A 26,802-nucleotide genomic window follows, 5' to 3' on the forward strand; every position below is an offset into this window, starting at 1 on the left:
AACTCCTGCTTAACCGTTCAATTTGTTCATGATTTGCGGAACGATGGCGTCCGCCGTGAGGCCGAATTTGCGGTACAGATCCTCAGCTGGGGCGCTGGCCCCGAAGCGGTCGATGCCGATCGTCAGCCCGTCGCTGCCGACATAGCGTTCCCAGCCGAAAGTGGTGCCGGCCTCGACCGAGACCTTGAGCGCATCGGCAGGCAGCATCTCAGCGCGATAGGCCGCGTCCTGCTCGTCGAACAGCGCGGTGCAGACCATCGAGACGACATCCGCACCGACGCCCTGCTTTTCGAGCGCGGCGGCCGCGTCGAGCGCGATATGCACTTCCGAGCCGGTGGCGACGAGCACGACCTGGCGCTTCGCCCCCGCCTTCTTGAGGCGATAGGCGCCCTTGGAGGACATGTCGGTCTCGTCGGGCGCGTTGCGCACCTGCGGCAGGTTCTGCCGGCTCAGCGCGAGCACGGTCGGACGATCGGTCTGGCGCAGCGCGATATCCCAGCACTCGGCGGTCTCGACCGCATCGGCCGGGCGCATGACAAGGAGGTTGGGCATCATGCGTAGCGACTGGACATGTTCGATCGGCTGGTGCGTCGGACCGTCCTCGCCCAGCCCGATGCTGTCGTGCGTCATCACGTAGATCACGCGCAGTTCCTGCAGCGCCGACAGGCGGATCGCCGCGCGGCAATAGTCGGTGAAGACGAGGAATGTGCCGCCATAGGGGATTACCCCTCCATGCAGCGCCATGCCGTTCATCGCCGCGGCCATGCCGAATTCGCGGATGCCCCAATAGACGTAGCGGCCCGCATAATCGTCGGCGGTGAAGGGTCCGATGCCGCCGGCCTTGGTGTTGTTCGACCCCGTCAAATCGGCGCTGCCGCCGATGGTCTCGGGCAGCTTGGCGTTGATCTGCGCCAGCGCCATTTCGCTCGCCTTGCGGGTGGCGACCTTGACCGGCTCCTTCATCAGCGACTGGATATAGTTGTCGAGGCTGAAGCCCTTGGGCAGGTCGCCCGCCATGCGGCGTTCGAATTCGCCCTTCCGCGCGTGGCCGGCGACACGGGCATCCCAATCGGCATGCGCCTTCGCGCCGCGCTCGGCCGTGCCGCGCCAGTCGGTAAGGACCTGCTCGGGAACTTCGAACGGCTTTGCATCCCAGCCGAGGACCTTGCGCGCGGCGGAGATTTCGTCCTCGCCGAGCGGGGCGCCATGCGTGGCGCTGGTCCCCTGCTTGTTGGGCGAGCCCTTGCCGATCACAGTCCTGCAGGCGACGAGCGAGGGGCGCTCATGGGCGATGGCCTCGTCGATAGCGCGGCGAATATCGTCGAAATCATGGCCGTCGCAGCTCACCACGTGCCAGCCGGTCGCTTCGTAGCGCGCCTTGATGTCCTCGCTCGTCGACAGGTCGGTCGAACCGTCGATGGTGATGTTGTTGTCGTCCCACAGCACGATCATCCGACCCAGCTTGAGGTGCCCGGCAAGCCCGATCGCCTCGTGGTTGATGCCTTCCATCAGGCAGCCGTCGCCGGCGATCACCCAGGTGCGGTGATCGACCACGTCGTCACCGAAATCGGCATTGAGATGGCGCTCGGCCATCGCCATGCCGACCGCCATGGCGAGACCCTGGCCCAGCGGTCCGGTGGTGCTTTCGACGCCTTCGAGGAGGAAGTTTTCCGGATGGCCCGCGCAGGGGCTGCCGATCTGGCGGAAATTGCGGATGTCTTCCATCGTCGGCTGCGCATAGCCGGAGAGGTGAAGCAGCGAGTAGATCAGCATCGAGCCGTGGCCGGCCGAGAGCACGAAGCGGTCGCGATCGGCCCATTTGGGCGCCGCGGGATCGTGCTTGAGATATTCGCTCCACAGGACGGTCGCGACATCGGCCATGCCCATCGGCATGCCGGGATGTCCCGAATTGGCCGCCTGCACCGCATCCATCGAAAGCGCCCTGATGGCATTGGCCATCTGGACCATGCGAGCGGTGTCGAGACTCATAGGAAAAATTCTCCGGGAAAAGGGGCCGATTCGACGCGCGCGAAGCCTTCGCGGAGCGCGCGCGCGAGGTCAACCCGGGCCCGCCGCCATGCACAGCCGCCCCCTCCCTCATCCCACTTATCAACAGAGAGGCTCAAACCTTTGCCATCTTGAAACTATTTTGGTATTCTCGCGCGGTCATGAGTTCCGAACGCATCCAAAATGCCATCGACCGGATCGATCGCGCGCTGGCACGGGTCGAAACGCAGGCGGCGCTCGCTACGCACGCCGGAGGGGCGGGCGCCTCGAACAACGCCCAACTCGTCGCCCGTCACGAGGCGTTGCGCGAAAAGGTTTCGTCCAGCATCGCCGAACTCGATGCGCTGATCGAAGGGCTCGGCCAGTGAGCGACGTCAGGCTCGACGTGGGCGGCCGCACCTACACCGTCTCGTGCGCCGACGGACAGGAAGACAACGTCCGGCGGCTCGCCCGCATGGTCGACGACAAGCTCGCCTCGATGGGCGCCAACCTCTCGACCAACGAGGCGAAGAACCTGCTCTTCGCCGCCCTGTTGCTCGCCGACGAACTCGACGAGGCGAAGGAGGAGCCGAGTATGCCTCCGCAACCCGTTGTCGATACGGAACGCCTCGCGGCGCAGCTCGAACACATCGCGGCCGCGCTGGAGAATGCGGCATCGACCCTTGAGGGTGGGGCTCAGGGCTCCTAGATACAGTATCGGCGGGGCTGCCCGGCACGAGCCGCATGAACATCCCTGAGGCTATAAGCAATCCAAGGGAGCTGTCCCTGCCCTGGTCCACCGGTTCGGCCGTGGGATTGGGGCATACGGTACCCACCTGACGTTTAGGCGTCAGAGGATTTCGCCGGAAACGACCCATGGTGGTCCCGCCACTTGCCTGCAACCTATATGCCGCGGATGGACGCCCCGAATTCCAGCGTTTAGGAGCGCCCCCGTGACCAAATCCGATCTCCGCAAGCAGCTGCGCACCGCCCGGCGCCAGCATGTGAATGCGCTGCCCGAGAGCATGCGCACGCTGGTGTTCAGGCGTCCGCCCGGTCCCCTGCTCGGCCTCGTTCCCGAGGGGGCCACGATCGGCCTCTATCGCGCCGATCCCTTCGAAGCACCGACAGCCGCCTATGCCCGGCATTTCTTCGAACAGGGCCACGAGCTTGCCCTGCCGCGCTTCGCCCACAGGGGCGCCGCGATGGAGTTTGCATGCTTCACCGATCCGTTCGAGGAAAGCGATCTCGAGACGGGACCGTTCGGGCTGCTCCAGCCGAAATCCGCGGCTGCGGTGACGGAACCGCAGGTCCTGTTCGTGCCGCTGGTCGGCTTCGGCGCGAAAGGCGCGCGGCTCGGCCAGGGAGGCGGGCATTACGATCGCTGGCTCGCCGGTCATCCGGGTACGACCGCGATCGGGCTGGCCTGGGACTGCCAGCTGGTCGAGGCCCTGCCGGTCGAACCGCACGACGTACCGCTCGCCGCCGTGGTCACCCCAACCCGCTTTTACGGACCGTTCGCATGAGGAAAGAACCCACCTGGCGCATCCCCGTCGGCATCCTCGGCTTGCTGCTGGCACTGGCGATCTACGGTCTCGTGATCGCGCGTTATGCCCCGGCCCTCATCGGAGACTGGCCGACGCTGGTGCAGACGCTCGTCTACGTCGCGCTGGGCCTGATCTGGCTGCTACCGCTGCGCCGCTTCCTGATCTGGATGGAAACCGGCCGCTGGGGCTGATTGCCAAGCCGCCCACCCTGCCCTAGCCTCACTGCCGGGAGAGGGAGCGGATATGGCGACACAGGCGGCGATGGCCGAAAAACCATCGGTATGGCTCAAGCTGGCGCATGGATCGGGCGCGGCAGCTTTCGGCATCAAGAACAACGGCTTCGACTATTTCCTGCTGCTGTTCTACGGCACGGTCATCGGGCTCGAGCCGGGACTCGTCGGTCTCGCCATCCTGATCGCGCTGGTGGCCGATGCGATCAGCGACCCGCTGGTCGGTTACTGGTCGGACAATCTGCGCAGCCGCTGGGGCCGCCGCCATCCCTTCATGTACGCCGCCGCACTGCCCGTGGCGCTGAGTTATTTCCTGCTGTGGAACCCGCCCGACTGGGGCCAGACCGGGCTGTTCTTCTATCTCACCGCGCTGGCGGTGCTGATCCGCACCTTCATCACCTTCTACGAAACCCCCAGCTCGGCGCTCATTCCCGAACTCACGCGCGATTACGAGGAGCGCACCAGCCTGCAGGCCTATCGCCTGTTCTTCGGCTGGTCGGGCGGCAATCTGATGAGCGTCGTGATGTTCGGTGCGTTGCTGACCGGGCCGCTCGGCATGCGCGACCCGCACGCCTATGCGACCTACGGCATCGTGGCCTCGCTGCTGATCTTCGCCACCATCATGATCTCCGCACTGGGCACGCATAGCCGGATTCCCTACCTCCACCGTCCGGTCGAGACGGGAGAGCGCTACAGCCTTCGGCGAATATTCCGCGAGATGGTCGAAACGCTGAGTGAAAAGAGCTTTCTCGCCCTATTCTTCGCCACCGTGCTGTTCGCCATCGCCACCGGTCTGTCGGCCGCGCTGGCCTTCCTGATGCTCAACTATTTCTGGGGGTTCAGCGAATTCCAGATCTTCATCTGGACCTGTACCGTCTTCTTCTCGGCACTGCTCGGCTTCCTCCTGGCACCCTGGACGACGCGGAAACTCGGGAAGAAGCGCGCAACCATCGTGCTCGGCCTGTTCGCCTTCACCATCCAGCCCGCCCCCGTGCTGCTGCGGCTGGTGGGGCTGATGCCAGAGAACGGCGATCCGTTGCTCTTCCCGCTCGTGCTGGGGATCAACGTGATCGACCTCGCTCTGATCATCGCGGTCCAGGCGGTGGCCTATTCGATGATCGCCGACCTCGTCGAATCGAACCAGCTGCGCACCGGGCGGCGTTCCGAAGGCGTCTATTATGCCGCGATGACCTTCACGCGGAAGACGACGCAGGGGCTCGGCGTGCTCGCCGCGGGGCTGATCCTGTCGCTGATCGACTTCCCCGAAGGGGCCGATCCCGCGACGGTCGATCCCGATACGCTGTGGCGCCTCGGCGCCTTCTATGCGCCCGCGCTGCTGTTCCTGTGGCTGGCCGCACTCGCCTTCGTCACGCGCTACCGGATCGACAAGCAGAGCCACGAGGACAATCTGCGCAGGCTCGCCGAACAGGGAGGATAGGACCATGGGCAGGAAGATCGCCATCGCGCTGGGAGTGGCGGTCGTCACCATCCTGCTGGTCTATCTGCTGGCCCAGCGGCAGATCGGCGAGCGCCTGTTCGATCGCGCGGTCGAGGCCAATGCGGGGGTCGACCGCGTCGCGGCTTGGCCCGACGGCCTCCACGCCTATGTCTGCGGCAGCGGCTCGCCCCTGCCCGACGCGCAGCGCGCGGGGCCCTGCATCGCGGTGATCGCGGGCCAGCGCGCCTTCATCTTCGACGCCGGTTCGGGCGCGATCCGCAAGCTCCAGCCGCGCGCCTTCCCCATGGACCGGCTCGATGCGGCCTTCCTCACCCACCTCCATTCGGACCATATCGACGGTCTCGGCGAGCTGATGCTGCAGGCCTGGATCGCGGGCCAGCGCGACACACCGCTGCCGATCTACGGCCCCGAGGGCACCGACCGCGTGGTGGCGGGCTTTGCCCAGGCCTATGCGCCCGATCGCGGATATCGCATCGCCCATCACGGCCCCGAGGTCGCCCGCCCGAAGGGTTTCGGCGGTGAGGCCAGGATCATCGATCTCGCCGCGGAAGACCCTGCGGGCACGCCCGTCTACCAGGCGGACGGCGTGACCATCCGCGTGCTCGAGGTCGACCACTTCCCGGTCGATCACGCGCTCGCCTATCGCATCGATTACGGCGGCCGGGCGATCGTCATCAGCGGCGATACCAAGCGCACCGCCGCGCTGATCCGCTTCGCCGAAGGCGCCGACATATTGTTCCACGAAGCGCTCAACCCGCGGATGGTCGGGAAGATCGGCGCGGCGCTTGGCGCACGCGGCAATCGCGCGGGGGCGAAGATCATGGCCGATATTCCCGATTACCATACGACACCGGCCGAAGCGGCGGCTTTGGCGCAGGAAGCAGGCGTCGAGGCGCTCGTGCTCTATCACCTCGTGCCCGCCCCGCCGGCGGCGATCATCGGCTCCGCCTTCCTCGAGGATGCGGCCGAAGAGTTCGACGGGAGGCTGGAACTGGCGGAGGACGGCATGCTGATTTCCCTGCCCTCAAAGGGCAGGGAAATCACATTCGACAATCTCTTGTGAAATGTCCCAAGTGGCGCGAGTGACGGGGCTCGAACCCGCGACCTCCGGCGTGACAGGCCGGCACTCTAACCAACTGAGCTACACCCGCTTGAAGCGTTGCACCGCTTGGGAGCCGCGCCACTAAGGCAGGGTCCGATTCCTGTCAATGGAAGATATTGCGCTTTTTTTGCACTTTTCCCGCAAGCCGTTTGGGGGCGTCGATTTTACCCCATTTTCACATTTCTCCGTGAGAATTGGATGGTCGCTCCCCATCGGGAACGGCGCGGGGATGACCATGCTGACCAAGCTGTTTCTCGGCCTTTCGATCGCCATGCTGGGGGCCGGCGGCTGCGCCACACAATCGGCCATGGCCATCCAGCAGTCCGCCTATTCGGTGCCCGTCATCGCGCCGGTCGCGCCCTAGCCCGCCAACGCAGACCGACCGCCACAGCACATTCCTAGCCCCCTAGCAGTTCTCGTATTTCCAGTTGCGCCGCTTGCCTTCGGCGATCCACTCGACTGCCTGCGCCAGCCGGCTGGCACGCGTCGCCTCGCGCTTGGCTTCCGTGATCCACTCGATGTAGTCGCGCCGGTGCGAGGGCGCGAATTCTGTGAACACCGCCTTCGCCGCGGGCCGCTCCTCGAGCGCCGCGGCGAGATCGTCGGGTACGGGCAGTTCGGGCTTCGGTGTACGCTTGGTTCCGGCCGTCGCGCTCCCCTGCGTCGCCACCCTTTCGGCCGCGGCCACGATGCTGGCGATCATCTCCTCGCGCGGCGGAAGGTCGTCTAGCGCGGCGATCTTGCCGTAGGCGCCCATGCCCTCCTTCGCGCCCTGCCGACCCTCGCCGTGGACGACGAAGGCGCAATGCGCCTTGAATGCACTCATCCCGGCGACGTTCTTTCCGCCGAGCATGAAGTGCGGCATGCCCCATTTGATCCCTTCCTCGCCCTCGGGAAGCGCGGCATGGGCAAGCTCGCGAATGCGCGCGAGGATCGGCTGCGCGAAGGGCGCAGCCTTGGCGATATAGGCATCGACTCGCGGATCGGACTTCATGGCACCCTCCGTATGAGGTGCCATGCTAGACCAATCAGGCGACGAGGATAAGCGCCGGGCTTTCGAGCATTTTCCTCAGCGCCTGGACGAAGCTCGCCGCATCCCAGCCGTCGACCACGCGGTGGTCGCAGCTGATCGAGATGTTCATCAGCTTGCGCTTCTCGATCCGCTCGATCCCGTCGCTGCCGGTGACGTACATCGGCCGTTCGATGATCCGGTTGGGGCCGATAATGGCGACTTCGGGACGGTTGATGACCGGCGTGGTGGCAACGCCGCCGAGCGGGCCGAGCGAGGTCACGGTCAGCGTGCCGCCCTGCAGTTCCTCGCTCTTCGCCTTGCCCGTCCGCGCCGCTTCGGCGAGACGCGTGATCTCGTTGGCGAGCTGCCACAGGTTCTTCGCCTGCGCGTCCTTGATCACCGGGACCATCAGCCCCGCATCGGTCTGCGCGGCCATGCCCATGTGCACCGAGCCGTGACGCGTGACCACGCCCGCCTCGTCGTCGTAACGGGCGTTGATCATCGGGAAGTCGGGTAGCGTCTTGCAGATCGCGGCGATCAGCAGCGGCAGGATGGTCAGCTTGGGCCGGTCGCCGCGCTCGCGGTTGAGCTGGGCGCGGAGCGCTTCGAGTTCGGTCACGTCGCATTCCTCGACATAGGAGAAATGCGGGATGTTGCGCTTCGACGCGGCCATGTTCTCGGCGATCCGTCGCCGCATGCCGATGACCTTGACCTGTTCGTCGCCGCGCGGGCGGGCAGCGGGCGCATAGCCGCCGCTGTAGGACAGGAAGGCGTCGAGATCACCGTGGCGGATGCGACCGTCCTCGGCCGGCTTCACCTGCGCCAGGTCGATGCCGAGGTCCTTGGCGCGCTTGCGCACCGCAGGGGTGGCAAGCACCTTCGCATGCGCCGCGGGCTCGGGCGCCGGGGTCGGCGCGGGCAGGGGCTCGGGTTCGGGATCGGCGGCCAGGGCATCGTCAGCATCGCCGGCGTCGGAGGTTTCGACCTCGATCCGCTCCTCGACATCCGCATCCCTGGGGGCGGGGGCCGCGTCGCTCGCCGCCTCGTTCTCCTCGATGACCTCGTCGGGCACTTCGCCCTCGACCTCGATCACCACCAGCATCGAGCCGATCGAGACCATCTCGCCCTCGCTGCCGGCGATTTCGAGGATCTTGCCGGTGACCGGGCTTTCCATCGGCACGGTCGCCTTGTCGGTCATCATGTCGACGAATTCCTCGTCCTCGTTGACCGTGTCGCCGACAGCCTTGTGCCACTGCACGATCTCGGCCTCGGCGATGCCTTCGCCGATATCGGGCATTTTGAAGGTGAATTTCGCCATGTGCGTTACTCGCTCAGAATCTTGTCGATGGCCCCGCCGATGCGGATCGGGCCGGGGAAATAGGCCCATTCGAGGCTGTGGGGATAGGGCGTGTCGAAGCCGGTCACGCGTTCGACCGGCGCTTCGAGATGGAAGAAGCAGCGCTCGGTCACCAGCGCCGAAAGCTCCGCGCCGAAGCCGCTGGTGCGGGTCGCCTCATGGACGATCAGGCAGCGCCCGGTGCGTTCGACCGAGGCCTCGATCGCCTCGATGTCGAGCGGGACCAGCGTGCGCAGGTCGAGGATGTCGGCCTCGACGCCTTTCTCGCGGCACACGGCCTCGACCACATGGACCATGGTGCCATAGGCGAGGATGGTCAGCTGTTCGCCCTCGGTCACCCGCCGCGCCTTGCCCAGCGGGATCGTGTAATGGCCCTCGGGCACCAGGCTCGCGTCGAACTTCTTCCACGGCTGGACCGGCTTGTCGTAATAGCCGGAGAACGGACCGTTGTAGATCCGCTTGGGCTCGAAGAAGATCACCGGGTCGTTGTCCTCGATGCACGAGATCAGCAGGCCCTTCGCGTCATAGGGCGTGGCCGGGATCACCGTCTTGAGGCCCGAGACATGGGTGAAGATCGCTTCGGGGCTCTGGCTGTGCGTCTGGCCGCCGAAGATGCCGCCGCCGAAGGGCGAACGCACCGTCATCGGCGCAATATATTCGCCTGCCGAACGGTAACGCAGCCGCGCCGCTTCGCTGATCAGCTGGTCGAGCCCGGGATAGATATAGTCGGCGAACTGGATTTCGGGGACCGGACGCAGGCCATAGGCCCCCATCCCTACCGCCACGGCGATGATCCCGCATTCGGAAATCGGCGTGTCGAACACGCGCGTCTTGCCGTATTTCTCCTGCAGTCCGGCGGTGCAGCGGAACACGCCGCCGAAATAGCCGACGTCCTCGCCCATCACCACGACGTCGGGATCGCGACCCATAGTCACGTCGAGCGCGTCGTTGATCGCCTCGATCATGTTGAGGCGGCGTTCGGTGCCCTGCGGCGCCGCTTCGGTTTCCTTGACCTCGGTGCTCACAGGTCGAGCCCTCCCGGGAACTTGGTCTCGCGCTCGTGGATCGCCTGCTCGCTCTGCTCCTTGAGATGCCAAGGCAGTTCCTCGAAGACGTCTTCGAACATGGTGCGGAACGGGTGGTGGAGGCCGTGGCCGAGAATGCCGTTGGCCTCGGCTTCCTTGGTGACCTTCTTGACGTGCTCGGCCGCCTCGAGGTCCATCTGTTCCTGCCGCTCCTCGTCCCACTCGCCGATCGCGATAAGGTGGTTCTTGAGCCGCATCACCGGATCGCCCAGCGGCCATTCGCTGCGCTCCTGCGCGCTGCGATAACCGCTCGGGTCGTCCGAGGTCGAATGCCCCTCGGCGCGGTAGGTGAAGAATTCGATCAGCGTCGGCCCGGCATTGGCGCGCGCGCGGTTGGCGGCCCATTGCTCGGCGGCATAGCAGGCGAGCGGATCGTTGCCGTCGACCCGCAGCCCGGCGAGGCCATAGCCCAGCGCGCGCGCGGCGAAGGTGGTCCGTTCGGACCCGGCGAACCCGCTGAAGCTCGAGATCGCCCACTGGTTGTTGACCACGTTGAGGATCACCGGCGCGTTGTAGACGGTGGCGAAGGTGCAGGCCGAATGGAAGTCGCCTTCCGCGGTGCTGCCCTCGCCCACCCAGGTCGCGGCAATGCGGCTGTCGCCCTTGATCGCGCTGGCCATCGCCCAGCCCACCGCCTGCGGGGTCTGCGTGGCGAGATTGCCGGAGATGGTGAAGAAGCTGTGCTCGCGGCTCGAATACATGATCGGCAGCTGGCGGCCCTTCAGCTTGTCGCCCTTGTTCGAGTAGATCTGGTTGATCATCTCGATCATCGGATAGCCGCGCTGGATCAATATGCCCTGCTGGCGATAGCTGGGAAAGACCATGTCGTCGGCGGCGAGCGCCATGCTGGCGGAAACGCTGGTCGCCTCCTCGCCGGTGCACTTCATGTAGAAGCTGGTCTTGCCCTGTCGCTGCCCGCGGAACATGCGCTCGTCGAAGGCGCGGGTCATCGCCATGTGGCCGAGCATCGCGCGCAGCGTATCGGGATCGAGCTTGGGGTCCCACGGACCGTGCGCCTTGTCGTCCTCGCCCAGCACGCGCACCAGGCCATAGGCCATGTCGCGCATCTCGGCGGGGTCGCAGGCCTCGTCGGGCCGCGCCATGCTGCCAGCCTCGGGCACATCGATATGCGAGAAATCGACCGTGTCGCCCGGTCGGAACTTGGGTTCGGGAACATGCAGCGAAAGTTTGGGGCGATTGCCCCCCTTCGCTGCACTACCCTCGGGCCTGTCGGCCATAGAATCGTCTCCCAGACGCAATCTTACGCTTGCGCGTTATTTTATTTCACGAGTGGGATACGGTCAAGTCAGCGCCGGATCACACCGCGACGGGCGCGCTGATGGGCCCGTGCGGCGTGTAGTCGTGAACCGCGAAATCCTCAATTGCATAGTCGAAGATCGTCGGCGGACGCCGCATGATCTCAAGCCGCGGGTGGCCGCGTGGTTCCCGCGCGAGCTGTTCCTCCACCAGGTGCCGGTGGTTGAGATAGAGATGCGTGTCGCCGCCGGTCCACACCAGTTCGCCCGGCTCGAGATCGGCTTGCTGCGCGATCATCCGCGTCAGCAGCGCCGCCGACCACAGGTTGAAGGGCAGGCCCAGCGCGACGTCGCAGCTGCGCTGGTAGAGCAGGCAGTTGAGCCGCCCCCTCCCGGTTTCGCTCCCCGCGACTTGGAACTGGTAGGTCTTGTGGCACGGCGGCAGCGCCATCGCCTCGAGCTCGGCGACGTTCCATCCCTCGATGATGTGGCGCCGGCTGCCGGGATTGGCCTTGAGCGATTCGATCACCTCGGCGACCTGATTGATCCCCCGCCCCTTGCGGAACAGCCCGCCGGCAACCGGCTGGTAGGTCGGCCAGTCGACCCATTGCTTGCCGTAGACCGGGCCGAGATCGCCCCAGCGTTCGGCGAAACCCTCGTCCTCGGCGATCCGCTGGACGAAATCCTCGAGCGCGAGCTGCTCGCCGGTTTCCCGGACATAGCGGGCATGCGGCCACTCGTTCCAGATCTTCACCCCCTGCAGCACCAGCGGACGGATGTTGGTGTTGCCGGTGAGGAACCACAGCAGCTCGCGCGTGGCGGTCTTCCAATAGACCCGCTTGGTGGTGACCAGCGGCATGGCGCCTTCGGTCAGGTCGAATCGCAGCATCGCGCCGAACACCGAGCGCGTGCCCACGCCGGTGCGGTCCTCGCGCTGATCGCCTTCGCGCCAGATGCGCTCCATCAGGTCGAGATACTGCTGTTCGTAATGCGGCTGGGACACGGCTTCGGGGCTCACTTGGTCGATGCCGGGCATCTAACCCGAATTTGTCGTAAATGCCCGCTTGCGTGCCTCGCAATCCACACCTATAGGGCGCGCCTGCTTCGCACCCGCAGCGCCAGAAACGCGGCGGGCCGATCCGGTCGGGGAGTAGCTCAGCCTGGTAGAGCACTGTCTTCGGGAGGCAGGGGCCGGAGGTTCGAATCCTCTCTCCCCGACCATTTTAGCGCGCTAAGCCGCAGATTTCCGCCTTTTAGCATGGGTTTCCGCCCCGTGTTGGTCACACGACCAACACACATAGCGGAAGCACATGCGGGAAGGTCGTTATCGATGAGCCGTATACCCTTCACCATCCGGATTGAGGGCCGCTATTCGTTCCGCCGCCGAATACATTTCCGAAATATTATCTCCAAGCCGCTAACCTTGGCGTTGCAGACTGCCGATCCAGGCGCCGCGCGTGAGCGCGTGGCGATCCTCTCGGCGCGTTTCGTAATTGTTAGGGCGGATGTGAAGACAATGCTGGAAGGCCAGCGCAACCTGACCGGCATTGAGATCGAAGCGATCTTTCGGCGGGAGCTCGAGCAGCAACTCGGCTCTTGGCTTTCGGCCGCCTACGAAAACGCCCCATGGTCCTCCTCGGTTACGGAAGAAGCAGCCCGCCATGGCGAGGCTTACCGGCAGCTTCGCCTTCCTGATCCGCGCTACGATATAGATCCCTTTGAGATTGACAGGCTCGACGCCGCCAAATCGGCACAGTGCGGAACGGACCTGACGCCCGAATGGGCACGCCCCCTGGTCGAACAGATACGCGGTGATCTATCCGACGAATACGTCAGTGCTGCCCTGACAGCGATTGGCGCGACGCCTACCGAATCCAACATTGCTGCTGCTCGGACCCACATGATCCGTGCGGGCGCTTCCGCCAGCACGCGGGCGCAACGCGTATTCGACGAGGACGTCCTGGACGCGGCCGACCCTTTGCGGACTATGATGGCGGACCTGGGCGAGCTTTCTCCCGAGGTGAAAGCTCTTCTCTGCCGGGCCAACGCTGCGATAGCTCTGGCCTCAAAGCCAGGCCTGCCCTTGCCCTCGCCAACTACGGATTGCCCGTTCGCAATCTACGATAGCCGCCGCTTCAGCGAAGTCATCGAAGATACTCTCGCTACGCTGAAGCGAAAGAAGGTGTGGAAAGGGGACCTGAAACAGCAGCGGATGATCATGGAATGCTTCGCCTGGATGACCGGCGACCGTGAACTTGGCTCTTACGATCATCGCGACGTCGAGACATATGTGCAGAGATTGCTACTCATCCCGGCAAGGGGTTTCAGGTTTGGGACGCTGAAGAAGGGGAACATGTCGCGACCCTTCGAAGAGGTTCAGGAGGAACTGCCGAAGTTGACCCCTGAGCTCGAGCGCAGCCTCAAAACTGTGAACCGCGATCTGAGCACAATGAGCACGGTAGCGAAGCACTTGGAGCGCTCGGCGTGGAAACCCAGAATTCCGGGTGCCGTTGTAATGAACTTCGCCGCAGCGACTATGGCTATCCCGCAGGAAGACACCAGTGACCTGCGGCCCCCTTGGGAGAAGGAACAGCTTGAATGCCTGTTCCGATCACCGCTCTATTGCGGCGGCGGTCCAGGAAAGAAGCGGCTAAAAACAGACAGCCTAAGCCCCCAAGTGTGGCACGATGCTGCTTATTGGGCGCCTCTGATATGGTATTATACCCACGCCTGCCGGGAGGAGGTTTGCGGCCTGGAGATCGCGGACGTGTTAGTCGATCATCCGGTCCCTCACATCCATATCAGGGACAACCTCACTCGAGGCAGGGACGGAGAAAAGGGCGGTGAGAAGAGGTTGGCACGCCGCCGCAAGATACCTCTCCACGCCGAACTCATTCGCCTCGGATTCTTAGACTACGTCGAAGCCATCCGCAGAGAAGGCCATGTCGCCCTCTTCCCTGAACTCTACCTCTTCGAGACTAAACGAGGCGGTGCCCAGTTTTACGATCGCGCATGGCGGTTCATGGTCCAGTGGATCTTCGATCGCATGGAGGTCAAAGTGAACAACAAGGGCAAAGGGCCTGATATCCACTCCATCAGGGCGCTAGGCTCTTCTTTCTATGAGGTGGATGGAGTCAACGAAATCATTCGAGCTGACATCATGGGACATGCCCGTTCCGGGACGAACGCCAAGCACTATTCGAAGCGCATCAAGACTGAGGGCCTTGATGTCGTGCTTCGCGAGCGGATGGAGTTTCTGAAACGATACGTGCCGGTAATTACCAACCACCTCGATCCCAGACCTATCCGGCTTCTTCCGATTGAGGCGCGCTCCCGCGTTGGTTCAGGTCGCCATCGGCGTCTCCGTTCTGATTCGGGCATTCTCAGAAAGTGATGTTTAGTGCGTTCTGAGCGCGTCTTTTGCGGGTAGCGCCGATTACCCCGCGTTTGGCCCTTGCGGCCAATGTGCCTTTCTCAATGGGAGCTGGATCATGAACGACAAGAATTGGCACGAGTTGCCAAACACTGCCGACTTTTTCCGACTCAACCCCGCAGGCATGAAAGCATGGACAAGAGACCGCGAAAAAGGTTCTTCGATCTTTCTAAGTCTTAGCGATCATGCAAGAATAGCATTGATTGCTTCTATTATCGACACGTGGCTTGAAGATGGCGATTTAAATAGAGCAATGGCAGGTGGCGCACTACGCCACGCTTGGGATAGCGAACCTTACGTCGGCGGCATCAGAATTGGTTCATACATTAGCAGCGCCGTCTCATCACTTGAGGATGCCACGTTTTTCACGTTGGAAGAATTCATCGAAGAATGGGGCGCACACTTGATGTCGTCAACGGAAGAGCGGGAGTTCAACACTATGAATTTCCCGCTGACCGTCTATCGTGGAGGAACCGGCGTAATTAACAAGGTCGCATCAGGCGTCAGTTGGACACTCAATCGTGAGGTCGCATCATTCTATGCACATGAGTGGCCGCGACGCTGGGGCATCACAGCGGAACCAGTGATTTTGTCTGCCAGGGTCGACGAGAGTGAAGCGTTCGCCTTTCTTAACGACCGGGGTGAAGCCGAAATACTGATCCCCTACCCCTCCGATCTCACTGCCCTGAAAATTTACCCATCTATCTCCGAAGCGTAGCTTGCTGAAAGGCACTCATCCGTCGTTTCGTGGGAGCGCATCGTAGCGAGGTGGCCGGTCAGGTCGCGGACTTCGTGAGCGCCACCTTGATCGGCCTGTCCGTCAAGACGCGCCAAGGCCATCACCGCGAGCGGTTTCTCGCGATCGCGGCTCTCGCGAGCAGTGCGTTCCGTCGCGCACTCGATTGATCCGCCGTTCTCCGCGACACCTCCGTCCTTTGGTGAAGGATATCGGGTCATGACCAGCACCGGCATTCTTGGCGTGGCCGCGTCGAGCTGCCAGAACCGGCCTGATGGATTTCCTCGACAAACAGATACCGCCACCGCGAGACTGGGCGAAGTTCGAGGATCTTACCCGTGCGCTGTTCGCGGCTATTTATGACAACCCACTGGCGGCGAAGAACGGCCGCCAAGGCCAGGCCCAGCACGGCGTCGACGTGTTCGTGGAGCATCCTGTCGGCAGCGGTGAGTGGATCGGCGTCCAGTGCAAGGGCAAGGACGGGCGTTTCGGAGCCAAGGCGACGACCGCGGAGTTCGATGAGGAGCTCGCGAAAGCCGAGGGTTTCCGGCCTCCGTTGAAGCGCTGGATCTTCGTGACGACCGCGCAAGACGACCAGAACCTGCAGAAGCATGCGAGGACGGTCTCCACCGCTCGCGTGAAGGGAGGCGGCTTCGCGGTCGACATCCTCGGCTGGGATTCTCTCCTCGCTCACATCGCACAGCACGAGGAGGTCATCCGCGAGTTCTATCCCGAGCAGCTCGCTCTGAGCGACGACCTCGAGCGTCTGCACGAGGACGGCAGGATCGCCGTGGCGGGGATGGACGATGTCCTACATCATGCGGGAACGAGCCTGACGCTCTTGCGGAGCCGGATCTGGAAGGCCGCCGACGAAGCCCTTACCGACCAGCGGATCGTCCGCCTGGTCGGCGAAGGCGGAAGCGGCAAGACCGGCCTCGTCCGCCGGCTCGCCGAACGCTTCGAATGCCCCAGCCTCGTCCTGCGCGACAACAGGATCTCGGCGCGCTCGCTGTCGTCCCACCTGGCGCAGCTGGGGGTCACCTCCCCCGTGTCCGCGTTGCTCGAAGGCATGGCGAAGAAGGGTCCGTCGCTGATAGTGATCGACGGCGCCGACAGGCTCCTGACCTCCGAGCGGCGCGAGGTCGTCCTGGATCTGTTGCGTGAGATCGCCGCCAGCCCGCACCGGGAGGACTTCCGGATCCTGGCCAGCGCGAGGGCGTACCAGGATCGCGAGGCTGTCGCAGATGCACTGGCGGCGTGCGGATTCGCGGGCGCCGGTCGACGCATCGATGTCGGCACGCTCGACGACGAGGAATGCGCGGAACTCTCCCGTGCGTTCGGTCAGTTCTCGGCGGTCCTGGGACGGAGGGACCTGGGCGGTCAGAACAGGTCCCTGTTCCTCATCCGCGAACTGCTGAAGCGTGATGCTCCGCCGACCGGACGGTTCGGCGAGCTCGATGTCGCCGAAGCCTGGGCGACGGGGGATTGGGTCAGCCCCGGAAAGGTCGAGAGGCGCGGCCGTGCGCTCGCCGAGATGGGGGAGCGGCTGCTCGACGCGCCCCAGCGTCCCGTCTCGCGGGCCTCGCTCGATCCCGAAGGGCTCCGCACCCTTCTCGAGGAAGGCGCGATCAGTGCGGTCCCGGGCACGGACGCCGTCCGCTTCACCCATGACGTGCACGAGGACTGGCTGATCGCCCGCCGGCTCGCCGCGCGCCGGGGCGAGACCGCCGCCGTCCTGGCGGGCGCCGGTGAACCGCTTTGGTGGCTGAAGGCGATCGGTCTGCTCGCGAGGGGCCACCTCGAGAGCGGCGACCGCGAAGGGTGGGCGGCGCTCCTCGCGGATCTGGACGCGGCGCCCGATCTCGATCCTTCGTGGAGCAGGGCGGTGCTTTCCGCACCGCTGCGTTCCGAGGGCAGCTCAACCGTCCTCGACGCGCTGGAGGACGATCTCCTGGCCGAGGACGCCGGGCTGCTCCGACGGATGCTCGACACGCTCCTCGTGTTCGAGACCGCTCTCGACGAGAACGTGCTGAATTTCCTCGCCGATCGCGACGAGGCGACGCGGTACCGGATCGCGGCGTACTGGCGCCAGCCCAAGCTCGCCGCATGGGCGCCGTTCCTGCACTGGTCGCTTCCCAAGTGGGAATCCTGGCCCGCCTCCCTCGTGTCGCGGCTGTCCGAGATCTCCGGCCTGTTCGCTCGTGCCATGGCGCGCATGCCGAACGGCCTGTCGCAGCGCATGGCGCGCATCGCCCTGTCTTGGCTGACCGAGATCGAGGACGCGGAACACCCCACCGACTGGAACGACCGGCGCGATCCCTTCGGACTGGAGCTCGCCGGTTACGATGCCTGGGAGAAGATCGGCGACCGCCTGCGCGAGACCGTCGCGAACTGCGCACGGTCCTCTCCGGACAGCGCGAGGGAGTATCTGGTCCGCCTGGCCGCTGTAGAACGCCTGCGGGAGGAACGGCGCAAGCTGCTCGAGGACCCCGGTATCCTGCCGGAACTCTTCCCCCATGAGTGGGCGGACATGTGCATCGCGCAGTTCGTTCCACCCCGCCGACGGACCTACAGGGACGGCGTCCTCGGCCCCCAGCTCTTCTCCTGGCTGGATCACAACACGGCGGGACTGCGCGGAGAGCGCGAGACGTCACCCTCATCGCCGCTGCGCGCGGGCTTCGACCAGCTTTTCCGCACCGATGAGGCCGAGGCCCTGCGCGTCTTCCATGCGCTCGAACGGCGGGCGAGCGTCAGTTGGCGCTGGTTCATGAAGTGCCACGACGGCAAGCGGCCGATCCCGCTCGTCATCGATCTCGGCCACCGCGAGGTGCGGCTGTGGGGCTACGACGCGGTCTATCGCTGGGCGCGCGGTGTGCTCGGTCCCCACGCGCTCGGTTCGGCCTATCTGGCGCTGGACGACTGGCTGGAGGAGCAGGCGGCGGCCGGCAGACCGGTCGCCGAGCTCATCGATCTCGTCCTCGCCGATCACGGCCTCGTCGCGACCGCCTCGCCCCTGCTCGGCCTGATGCACGAGCGGGTCAACGAGGAAGGCGTCATCGACGCCGCCGCGCCCTTCCTCGCCCGGCCCCGCCTGTGGGAATACGACATCCGTCGGCATCTCGATGATCAGGGTTCCGCGCACCGGATCGGCTACTTCAACTGCGCCCCGCAGCATGTCGAGGCGATCGAGGCCAACTACCGGCGTCACGCCGCACGGCGGCCTCTCCACCATGCGCTGCTGCTCCCTTTCCGATTGATGGCCGGCGGCGCCGCGCAGGAGATGCTCGAGGAAGCGCGGCTCGCCTGGACGCACGAGGATCTCGCCGACTTCCGCGAGGAGCTCGGGGTTCCCGAACTGGTCGAGGAGCGGTCGGCCCGGATCGAGCGGTACCGTTCGGATGCCGACCGCAGCCGGATCACGTTCGAGAGCGCGGAGGAGGGCATCAGCGTCAGCATCACCCCGCCGGACGAGGTGGTCGCCGACATCGAGGAGCAGGAGGAGGCTTCGGAACTGACCGGAAGGGCGATGGCTCTCTCCAACTGGGTCAGGAAGACGCGCGAGGACGGCAGCGTGGCCGACGGGTTCACGGTGGAGGGCGCGATCGAGCAGGCGCGCCGGCTCGCCGAGGATCTGGAGACGCAGAACGAGCACATCGAGTTCGCGCGGCGGCTCGGCGGGTCCGCGATCGTCGGGACGGCCGCCGTGGCGGCGCGGCATCTCGATGACGCTGCCCTCGGGCACGAGCGCGAGTGGGTCACGGACTGGCTGCTCCACGCGGCGGGTGCGGGCGACCGCGAGGACATGATCCCCTCTTCCATGCTGTTCGATGATTTCCAGGATCTCGCCGCCTGGGGGATCGCCGCCCTGGTCTCGCGCGAGCCCCAGGACGCGAGGATCGATGCGATGGCGGCGAGGCTGGCCGTCCACCGGCTCGATGCGGTCTGCGCGACCCTGCTCGCCGGACTGGACTGGGATCGGCGCCCGGATCTCGTTCGTCGCCTGCACGTCGCCGCACTCGATACGTGTGTCATCCACGTCGGGTGGTGGTGGCGTGACGCGCAGCGGGAGAAGGCGCTGCGCCGGACGGTCGAGGACCGACGGGGGCTGGCGGCTTCGGTGCCGCGCATCGGTCTCGAGCGCCCTCCCCGCCTCCCGCCGCCGCCCCATGGCAGAAGGCTCATCTGGACCGGCAAGTGGCCGCTGCCGGCCGAAGTGGCATTGATGCCGGCGAAGCGCATGCTGGACTGGACCAGGGCGCCGGCGCTCTTCAAGGTGATCGACTGGGCCCGGATCGTGCACGACGAGGAGGATCGGGCGCGCTTCTCGCGCTACTTCGCCGCACTCGCCGAATGGACGCGCCTCTACAGCGAGGACACGGAGCGCTTCGATCGCCAGTTCCCCTACGAATGGGCCCACGAGCTTGCGAGGACGATGGGACGCTTCGCTTTCACGCACGGGGGGGATGAGTGGACCGCCCTCACCCGTTTCGGATACCGCGACCGGCCCGAGGACCTGATCGGGGAATACCTCGACGCCCTCGCGACCGCGCTCGTCGAGAGCGGCGGCCCGCCGGACGAAGGCTTCTGGTCCGCATGGCGCCCGGCCGCCCGGTGGCTAATCGACAACGCCATGCCGAAGCGGCGCGGATCGCATGACCACCTGCCGCAGGGACTGACGGCCGCGGGGATGATGGGACCCTACATGACCCCGCTGCCGCCGGACTGGCCGCACCTGGGTCATGTCCTGAAGGACATCGATGTCTGGGTCCGCGAGACCGCGCATCTCCCGGCGGCCGCCGTCGCGTCGCTGGCCATCGTCGAGAGAATGGACGTCCCCCAGCGCAGCCGCTACTTCGTCGCCTGGCTGCAGCTCTGGGTCGCAGGACACGGGAGCGACGAGACCTTCTGGAGCTATGCCGGCCTCGGTGACCGGGCGGCAGCGTATCTCAGGCCGCTCCGCTCCGAGCCGCAGGACGTGCGTCGGGCGGTGCGCAGGATCCTGGGCATACTCGCCGATGCCGGCGGAACCGCCGCCCGCGAACTGATCGCCGACTTCGCGGATGGCCGCTGAGGCGACGCACCCGTCGTATCCCGACGGACGATCCACGAAGGAGACCGCGGGTCGGCCCGCTCTACGGTGGCCCGGCGAGCCCCTTCTAGGTCCCCAGCCCCCCGACCAACGGCACGCCGCCGGCTCCGATCATTCGAAGTGTTCCCTGATGTAGCGGGCGCACTCGCTGGGCGCGAGTTCCTGCGTCGAGTTCCCGGAGCGCACGAAGAAGCGTTCGGCGACCGCGCCGTTGCGATCGGCGGTCGAGACGAAGGTGGGCTGCCGCGCGCGTTCGACGTCGATCCGGCAGACCTCCGCCTCGTCGTGACGGGCGAAGCCGACCCTGATCCTGGATGCGCGGTCCGCGTGTCCGAAGTGCTTCGCCATCAGGTTCGTGAGGTGCAGTTCGAACTTGTCGCGGTTGCCGCCGAGGCACGCGTAGTCCCGGTCGAGACCCACGGGCTCCCCCTCGTCGGTCACGCCGATCAGGAGCGTGCCCCCTGCCCGGTTCGAGAAGCCCGCAAGCGTCTTGATCACGACGTCCTCGAGCTTCTTGTTCGGTTGTCCGGCGCGAACGTCCCAGCGCAGCGTCTCCTTGAACTCGAGTCCCTCGTGTTCGTCCTGTTCGAGCAGGTGCGCCAGCGGGGACGGTTCGGGACACTTGGGCGACGGGGCCGGCGCAGCGTCCCCCGCCACGAGCAGCCCGTCACGGCGCACCAGCCAGTCCTTTGCCACGGCGGCCTCGACCGCGCCGTCAATCGCGGTGCGCAACTGCGCGCTTGTGGACTTGAACCCGAGAGCTCGTGACACCGCAAGGCAGACTTGGTCAGCGGTCGCCCCGTAGTTCGCCGAGACGACATCGAGGATCGCTCGTTCCAATTCCTCAGGCGGCAGGTTGTCGATCTTGCGCAGTGTGGCGGACGCGACGTCGGACCTGTCGCGGACCACCGGTATCCTGCCCGGGACCGAGAGGAAGTCCCCCGAGCGTGCGAGGCGTCCGGCACGCACCGGGCCCGCGATCGCGCTCTCGACGGCCTGCTGGATCCGCGCGCCGGCCCGCTTGAGGCCCCAGGCGCTGCGGATGCGGGCGACGACCTCGTCCACGTGGACCGGGCCCTCGATGCCCACGATCTCCTCGCCCATCGCTGCGAGCGTGCCCGAGGGCGCGTCGTGCAGTTCGCAGTTGAGATGGGACGGGACGGATGGATCCGCCTCGACGTAGACGCTGGCGGCGGGGCCGCTACCGGCCCCCTCGAGTCCAATCTCCGTGACGTCCTCCCGCTCGATCGTGACGATCTCGTAGGGAACGGCCCGCGCACCCTTGGCTTGGGAAGCTGCCGCTTCCTCCTTCGCGGCTTCGATGCTGGCGACGAGACGATCGGTCTCTTGGGTGGGCCTCTGGAACCAGTCGGTGCTCCAGACGCGCAGGATCGTCCATCCGTGGCTTTCGAGGACCGATTGGCGCAGGCGATCGCGATCCCGTGCGGAGCGCGCGTCGTGGTAGGAGGCACCGTCGCATTCGATACCGACGAGGTAGCGCCCGGGATGGTTCTCATCCGCCACCGCGAGATCGATGTAGAATCCGGCAAGTCCGACCTGGCGATGCACCTGGTACCCGCGCTGCTGCAGGGCCTTGGCGACCAGCTCCTCGAACACGCTATCGTGGTCGCGTCCGGTGCTCTCGGCCATGGTCATGCGTCCGGTGCGAGCGTAGTGCATGAAGAGGCGGAAGGCGAAGACGCCCTTGCGCGTCTGGGCGAAGTCGGGATCGATGTCCTCGTCGGTCATCGACGCGAAGACCTCGCAGCGCTGCTTGGCGCGACTGATGAGCACGTTTAGGCGGCGCTCGCCCCCATCGGTGCCGAGCGGACCGAAGCGCATCGGGACGCGGCCTCCGGGGACCGTAGGACCGTAACCCACCGAGATGAAGATGACGTCGCGTTCGTCGCCCTGCACGTTCTCGAGGTTCTTGACGAAGAACGGCTCGGACGGGTGCGCCTGGAAGAACGCCTCCACTTCCGGCGGGAGGTTGCGGCGCAGCAGTTCGAGCTGGTCGAGGATCGCCCGGCGCTGCGCCGCCGAGAACGCCGCGACGCCTAGCGAGAGCTGCGGGTTCGACCGCGCATGCGCGACGATGGCCTGCGCCACGATGCGCGCTTCGACCTGGTTCGTTCGGGTCCCCCCGGCATCGAAGATTCCGTCGGCCACGTGATGGAAGCGCAGCCCCATGCCCGCCTCCGCGGTGTAGGGGCTGGGGACGATGAACAGCTTGTTCTCGTAGAACTGCCGGTTGCTGACCGCGATGAGGGACTGGTGCTTGCTGCGGTAGTGCCACCGCAGCATGCGGGTCGGGAGCCCCCGCGCGGTGAAAAGTCCGAGGATGCTCTCGATGTCGGCGACGCGCCCCGCATCATCGCCGTCGTCCTCGTCGTCTCCGCCACTCGTCAGCTTGGAGAAGAACGCGGTCGGCGGCAGCTGCTTGGGATCCCCGACGACCACGACCTGCTTGGCGCGCGCGACCGCGCCCAGGGCGTCGACCGGCTGGATCTGGCTCGCCTCGTCCATCACGAGCAGGTCGAAGTCGAAGACCCCCGGCGCGAGGAACTGCGCCACAGAGAGCGGGCTCATCATGAACACTGGCTTCAGTGCCTGGATCGCCGGTGCCGCGCGCTCCATGAGCTTGCGGATCGGCATGTGGCCGCGCTTGCGGGCCATCTCGGAACGCAGCACGCCGAGCGGGCCCACGGATCCGCCGTCCCTCGGCGGCACGGCCTCGTGGTGCTTCTTCACCACCTCGTAGCTGGCGGCCTCGATTCGTTGGAGATCCATGTCGGCGAAGTCGCGCGCGAGGCGGCCGTGGAGAGTCCCGTCGAATGACCCGAGCTGTTCGTCCCGCTCGACCATGTCGGCGTAGACCGCCTCGAAATAGGCCATCTCGAATGCAGACATCGTCGAACCGGGAACCAGTCGTCCGTCGGCGAGGCGGTCGACGACGTCCGCGCAGCCCAGGGCGCGCCCGCGCTCAGCGCGCTCACGATAGGCGACCCAGCGGAAGAGCTCCTCGCCGGAGTGCGACCATTCGCCGAGCCTGTCATCGAGATCGGCCAGGGGCACGGCGGCCGGGTCAATCGTCCCGAACGCGGCCTCGCGGTCGAGCTCGAGGGTCTCGCACACCGCCTCGATGTCGCCGACCAGCCCGTCGCGTCTTGCGATCAGGTCACGGACCCGCCGGTCCATCCCGGCGCGGTCGTCGATCCTGCTGGCGAGATGCCGCAGTTCCGGGTTCTCGGAGATCCACCCGTAGGCACGATCAAGGACGTCCCAGTCGCTGTCGGGACCCTGCCACATCGGGCCGAAGGCTTCGTTACCGAGCGATTCGCCCGCCTCAAGGTCCCGTCGAAGCCGCTGCCCTTCGTCGATCGTCGCGAAGCGGTCCCGCAAGGTCGCCACGTCCTGGGGCATCGACGCGAGCACGCGGCGTCCCTTCCCGCAGGGGTCCGCGACACGGCCCGAGAGCGTCTCGAGGCCCGGCAGGTCGATGTCGCCCGGCCTCGTGGCCCCGGCGAGGGCCGGCGGCGGACCGGTGCGGAGATCGTCCCAGACCGCTGCGGCCAACGTACCGACCTCGTCCATAGCGAGCCTGGTGCGCCGTGCGCGTTCGGCGACGTCGCGTCTGTCGGGTCCGCGCGAGGCGATGAGGCGTGGTTCTGCGCCGAGGCCACGGAGCGAACGCATCCACTCGGCGAGCGACAGGAGCGACGCGCTGCTCGAGCGGTCGCCGCGCCAGCCCGAGCCAAAGGCGCTGGCTCCGAACTCGTTCTCGGACGAGACAAGTGCGGCGGCCTTGCGCCCCTTGGTGACCGCGTCGAGGAGCACGAGCGTCTCCTCGAGCCCTGTGTTCGGATCGGCGAGGACCGAACGCACCAGCCTGTTCGCGCTGCGCCATTCGCCGCTGAAGTACCGCATGAAGCCGGTGCCGTGCGAGGCGAGCACCGCCCTGGCGTTCGCGAGGTCGAGGTCCCATGCCGTGTCCGTGAGGCGGTCGCCGATGCGCTCCCGGGCCTCCTCAAGTTCGCGCACGTGTCCGGCGAGATCGGTCGCTCGGTCCACGCCGCCGTCCCACAGGTCGGCGGCGAAGGCGGCCGGATCCGCGTCGGGCGCTGCGCCCACTCGTTCGGCTACGGCGACGAGCGTCTCCACCCCGTCGAGGGTCGTCGGCTGCTCGCGGCCGATGCTCGCCGCCAAGCCTTCGGCCTCCCGGCGCAGCGCGGGAAGCCTAGCTTCGAGTTCCTCGAAGCGTTCGAGGGCGTCGGTATCCAGCTGCTGAGGCAACTCGTCGAGCGTTTCGATCGCCTGGCTGAGGTCCTCGTCATCGGCCTCGGCGGTGGCCACATCGCGCAGCCCCTCGCGGATCTCGCGATGGCGCCGTCCCGATCGGAGCAGGCCGAGTACGTCGTCTTTGCGCTCGCTCCAGGCCGCGCTGGCGAGGGACGCCGCGCCGATGTCGGGAGCTTTTGCGAGGAGCGCGGCGCGTTCGGCCAGCGTATCGAGTGCTTCGAGCGTCTCGGGGGGTGGAAGTTCGAAACGCGTAGCCGGTTCGTCCGCGCTCCGCGCGAGATCGCCAAGACGGCCGTGGAGATCCGAGACCCGTTCGATGAGTCGGTCCGCATCGTTGGGGAGGACACGCGTCAGCATGACGCCGCGCCAGGGATGCAGCGACGGTGTGCCCACGGCCTCGATGCGTTCGACCAGCTCGGAGATGACCCCGCGCCGCGCCTCGAACTCGTCCTTCGACCAGCCGGTCGCGCCCTCGAGCGCGATGTCGTTGGGGCGTTCCCCTTCGAGCTTCAGGCGGCTCAGCTGACCGATCGCCTGGAAGGGCGTTAGCCCGGACGGCTCGTGCGGTTCGTGCATGCGCCGGGCGTGCGCATTGAGCGTATCCCTCGCTTCCTCGAGACGGGTGTGCAGCGTGCCAATGTCGTTGCGGCGGGGCGCGCCGAGCTCCCATGTCCGCCGCAGTTCGTCGAGGAGGGAGCGCTTGTTGGCCTTGTTGCTGTGGAGTTCGAGGCAGGCGTCGCCGACGCCTGTCGCATCGAGCCTGCGCTTCACCACCTCGAGCGCGGCCATCTTCTCGGCCACGAACAGGACCCGCTTCCCGTCACCGATGGCGGCCGCGATGATGTTGGCGATGGTCTGGCTCTTGCCGGTGCCGGGCGGCCCCTGGATGACCATGTCGCGGCCGCGGCGGACCTCGTGCACGGCCAGGGCCTGGCTGCTGTCGCTGTCGACGATGTGCAGCATGTCGGCCGGCGTGATGTGCCCGTCGATGTTGGCGTCCTCGGGAATCATGTCCTCGGATGCCTCGAAACCGTCACGCAGCAGGCCGAGCACGAGTGGACGATCCAGGATCGAGCGGCCCTCCGGCCAGGTCTCGGGATCGAGGTCGCGATACATTAGGAACTTGGCGAAGGAGAAGAACCCGAGGGTCATCTCGTCGTGCAGTACCTCCCATCCCTCCTTCGAGGCGACCGCATCGGCGACCTGGTTGAAGTAGGTCCCGGGCACGAAGTCGTCGTCGGCATCGAACTCGGGGAGCCTGATGCCGTGCACCCGGTCGAGCATAACCTCGAGCGAGAGGTTGCAGGCGACCTCCTCCTGTCGAAGGCGCAGTTTGAATTTCTCCGCCGCGTTGCCGCGTTCGAGGGAGACGGGGACGAGGATCAGCGGGGCGTGGCGGATGTTGGCCGAATTGTTCGGGTCGATCCACTTGAGCGCGCCGAGGGCCAGGAAGAGGATGTTGACCCCCTGCTCCTCCTCCAGCGTGCGGGCGTCGAAGTACAGCTCGAGCAGGCGCTTCTGTAGGCCCGACGGGGTGAGCCGGGTCTGGAGCCTCGTGTCGGTATGGCGCGCGGCCACCCCGTTCTCGTCGACCTCGTCATCCTCGGGCTGGGCGAGCTCGGGAAGCTCGTCGCCTTCCGGCGCCTCGCCCTCGCCCGCTTCCGACCGACCGGGCAGGAAGGTGAAGGGACGGCCCTTGCCCACGAGGGCCGCGTAGACCTCGTCGCTGAGTTCGTCGATGATCGTGACGGACTTCGCACCCCGCGCGCCGCGAGGCATATTGAGTAGTCTGTTTCGTGCGGAAAGATCGAGCAGCTCGGTTCGCGCCCGATCGAGCTTTTCGTGAACGGGCAGGTTGCTTTGAAGTACAGACGCGGCCTGTTCTTCCACTGGTCGAATCGGATCGGTTGCCACACTCATCCCCCTGCTATTACTGTATAAGAGGGAAAAATTCTCCTCACGTCCAGCATTCGCATCTTCCATAGAGTTCGGGCTAAGCCCCGCCGGATAAGGCTTCATAGCATAGAATTCGTTGATCGAATTTAGCCAGCCGATCCTTACGATCCGTGAAGCAATTTCACGGTCACAAGCTAAAGGGCGGGATTTTCGACTCGCCTAAGCATTCGAAAGAGCGTTTGCTTTCGCGCCTAATCGTTTCAGAGCCGACGGTGTGCAACCAGCCCAGTTTCAGACTGACCGCAAAGCGCCCCA

General features: G+C 65.8%; 18 protein-coding genes and 2 tRNA genes. 12 read left to right on the plus strand and 8 right to left on the minus strand.

The window, feature by feature from the left end; all coding sequences use genetic code 11:
- Positions 1 to 9: 9 nt before the first annotated feature.
- Positions 10 to 1,989 carry a transketolase gene (tkt, locus tag ACN4E0_RS10305; RefSeq protein WP_419567587.1) on the minus strand — a complete coding sequence of 660 codons (1,980 nt, stop codon included), beginning with the start codon at positions 1,987 to 1,989 and terminating at the stop codon, positions 10 to 12.
- Positions 1,990 to 2,168: 179 nt separating this feature from the next.
- On the opposite strand from tkt, the gene ACN4E0_RS10310 reads away from it, so the two are divergent.
- From ACN4E0_RS10310 to ACN4E0_RS10335, 6 genes are all read left to right on the plus strand, one after another.
- A complete protein-coding gene (locus ACN4E0_RS10310) occupies positions 2,169 to 2,375 on the plus strand; it encodes a hypothetical protein (RefSeq protein ID WP_419567588.1) in 207 nt (68 codons plus the stop codon).
- On the plus strand, positions 2,372 to 2,695 hold the full coding sequence (locus ACN4E0_RS10315) for a cell division protein ZapA (RefSeq protein WP_419567590.1): 324 nt from the start codon (positions 2,372 to 2,374) through the stop codon (positions 2,693 to 2,695). The genes ACN4E0_RS10310 and ACN4E0_RS10315 overlap by 4 nt, the downstream gene beginning before the upstream one ends.
- A 244-nt stretch (positions 2,696 to 2,939) precedes the next feature.
- The gene (locus ACN4E0_RS10320) at positions 2,940 to 3,512 is read left to right on the plus strand and encodes a 5-formyltetrahydrofolate cyclo-ligase (protein ID WP_419567591.1); all 573 of its coding nucleotides are present in this window, start codon (positions 2,940 to 2,942) and stop codon (positions 3,510 to 3,512) included.
- Positions 3,509 to 3,724: a DUF2842 domain-containing protein gene (locus ACN4E0_RS10325; protein WP_419567592.1), complete on the plus strand. Its 216-nt coding sequence runs from the start codon at positions 3,509 to 3,511 to the stop codon at positions 3,722 to 3,724. Before ACN4E0_RS10320 ends, ACN4E0_RS10325 begins: the two co-directional genes overlap by 4 nt.
- A gap of 52 nt (positions 3,725 to 3,776) precedes the next feature.
- Positions 3,777 to 5,201, plus strand: a complete 1,425-nt coding sequence (locus tag ACN4E0_RS10330) for an MFS transporter (RefSeq protein ID WP_419567593.1) — start codon at positions 3,777 to 3,779, stop codon at positions 5,199 to 5,201.
- Positions 5,202 to 5,205: 4 nt separating this feature from the next.
- Positions 5,206 to 6,285, plus strand: coding sequence for an MBL fold metallo-hydrolase (locus ACN4E0_RS10335; RefSeq protein WP_419567594.1), 1,080 nt, complete (start codon positions 5,206 to 5,208; stop codon positions 6,283 to 6,285).
- A gap of 11 nt (positions 6,286 to 6,296) precedes the next feature.
- On the opposite strand, the gene ACN4E0_RS10340 is transcribed toward ACN4E0_RS10335, so the two are convergent.
- Positions 6,297 to 6,373 (minus strand) — tRNA-Asp (locus ACN4E0_RS10340).
- A 180-nt stretch (positions 6,374 to 6,553) separates the two neighbouring features.
- On the opposite strand from ACN4E0_RS10340, the gene ACN4E0_RS10345 reads away from it, so the two are divergent.
- Positions 6,554 to 6,688, plus strand: coding sequence for a hypothetical protein (locus ACN4E0_RS10345; protein WP_419567595.1), 135 nt, complete (start codon positions 6,554 to 6,556; stop codon positions 6,686 to 6,688).
- Positions 6,689 to 6,730: 42 nt separating this feature from the next.
- On the opposite strand, the gene ACN4E0_RS10350 is transcribed toward ACN4E0_RS10345, so the two are convergent.
- The 5 genes from ACN4E0_RS10350 to thyA all read right to left on the minus strand — a co-directional run bounded on the left by ACN4E0_RS10350 (position 6,731) and on the right by thyA (position 12,070).
- Complete coding sequence (locus ACN4E0_RS10350; RefSeq protein ID WP_419567597.1) at positions 6,731 to 7,318, minus strand: YdeI/OmpD-associated family protein; 588 nt, start codon at positions 7,316 to 7,318, stop codon at positions 6,731 to 6,733.
- 34 nt (positions 7,319 to 7,352) lie between these two features.
- Entirely contained in the window at positions 7,353 to 8,654 is a 1,302-nt protein-coding gene (locus ACN4E0_RS10355) for a dihydrolipoamide acetyltransferase family protein (protein ID WP_419567598.1), read from the minus strand.
- Positions 8,655 to 8,659: 5 nt separating this feature from the next.
- Positions 8,660 to 9,658: an alpha-ketoacid dehydrogenase subunit beta gene (locus tag ACN4E0_RS10360; RefSeq protein ID WP_419567653.1), complete on the minus strand. Its 999-nt coding sequence runs from the start codon at positions 9,656 to 9,658 to the stop codon at positions 8,660 to 8,662.
- A gap of 56 nt (positions 9,659 to 9,714) precedes the next feature.
- The gene (locus ACN4E0_RS10365; RefSeq protein ID WP_419567599.1) at positions 9,715 to 11,016 is read right to left on the minus strand and encodes a 3-methyl-2-oxobutanoate dehydrogenase (2-methylpropanoyl-transferring) subunit alpha; all 1,302 of its coding nucleotides are present in this window, start codon (positions 11,014 to 11,016) and stop codon (positions 9,715 to 9,717) included.
- 79 nt (positions 11,017 to 11,095) lie between these two features.
- The gene (gene thyA / locus ACN4E0_RS10370) at positions 11,096 to 12,070 is read right to left on the minus strand and encodes a thymidylate synthase (RefSeq protein WP_419567600.1); all 975 of its coding nucleotides are present in this window, start codon (positions 12,068 to 12,070) and stop codon (positions 11,096 to 11,098) included.
- Positions 12,071 to 12,178: 108 nt separating this feature from the next.
- Here thyA and ACN4E0_RS10375 point away from each other — a divergent pair.
- The 5 genes from ACN4E0_RS10375 to ACN4E0_RS10395 all read left to right on the plus strand — a co-directional run bounded on the left by ACN4E0_RS10375 (position 12,179) and on the right by ACN4E0_RS10395 (position 20,274).
- Positions 12,179 to 12,255 (plus strand) — tRNA-Pro (locus tag ACN4E0_RS10375).
- Positions 12,256 to 12,364: 109 nt separating this feature from the next.
- Positions 12,365 to 14,428, plus strand: coding sequence for a hypothetical protein (locus ACN4E0_RS10380; RefSeq protein WP_419567601.1), 2,064 nt, complete (start codon positions 12,365 to 12,367; stop codon positions 14,426 to 14,428).
- A gap of 97 nt (positions 14,429 to 14,525) precedes the next feature.
- Positions 14,526 to 15,185, plus strand: a complete 660-nt coding sequence (locus tag ACN4E0_RS10385) for a hypothetical protein (RefSeq protein ID WP_419567603.1) — start codon at positions 14,526 to 14,528, stop codon at positions 15,183 to 15,185.
- Positions 15,186 to 15,235: 50 nt separating this feature from the next.
- Positions 15,236 to 15,373: a hypothetical protein gene (locus ACN4E0_RS10390; protein WP_419567605.1), complete on the plus strand. Its 138-nt coding sequence runs from the start codon at positions 15,236 to 15,238 to the stop codon at positions 15,371 to 15,373.
- 104 nt (positions 15,374 to 15,477) lie between these two features.
- Positions 15,478 to 20,274, plus strand: coding sequence for a hypothetical protein (locus ACN4E0_RS10395; protein ID WP_419567606.1), 4,797 nt, complete (start codon positions 15,478 to 15,480; stop codon positions 20,272 to 20,274).
- A gap of 129 nt (positions 20,275 to 20,403) precedes the next feature.
- Here the strand turns inward: ACN4E0_RS10395 and ACN4E0_RS10400 are convergent, their stop codons facing one another.
- A complete protein-coding gene (locus tag ACN4E0_RS10400; protein WP_419567607.1) occupies positions 20,404 to 26,610 on the minus strand; it encodes a DUF3320 domain-containing protein in 6,207 nt (2,068 codons plus the stop codon).
- Positions 26,611 to 26,802: the final 192 nt, after the last annotated feature.

The sequence above is a fragment of the Qipengyuania sp. genome, from assembly GCF_048550555.1.
Classification (GTDB): domain Bacteria; phylum Pseudomonadota; class Alphaproteobacteria; order Sphingomonadales; family Sphingomonadaceae; genus Qipengyuania.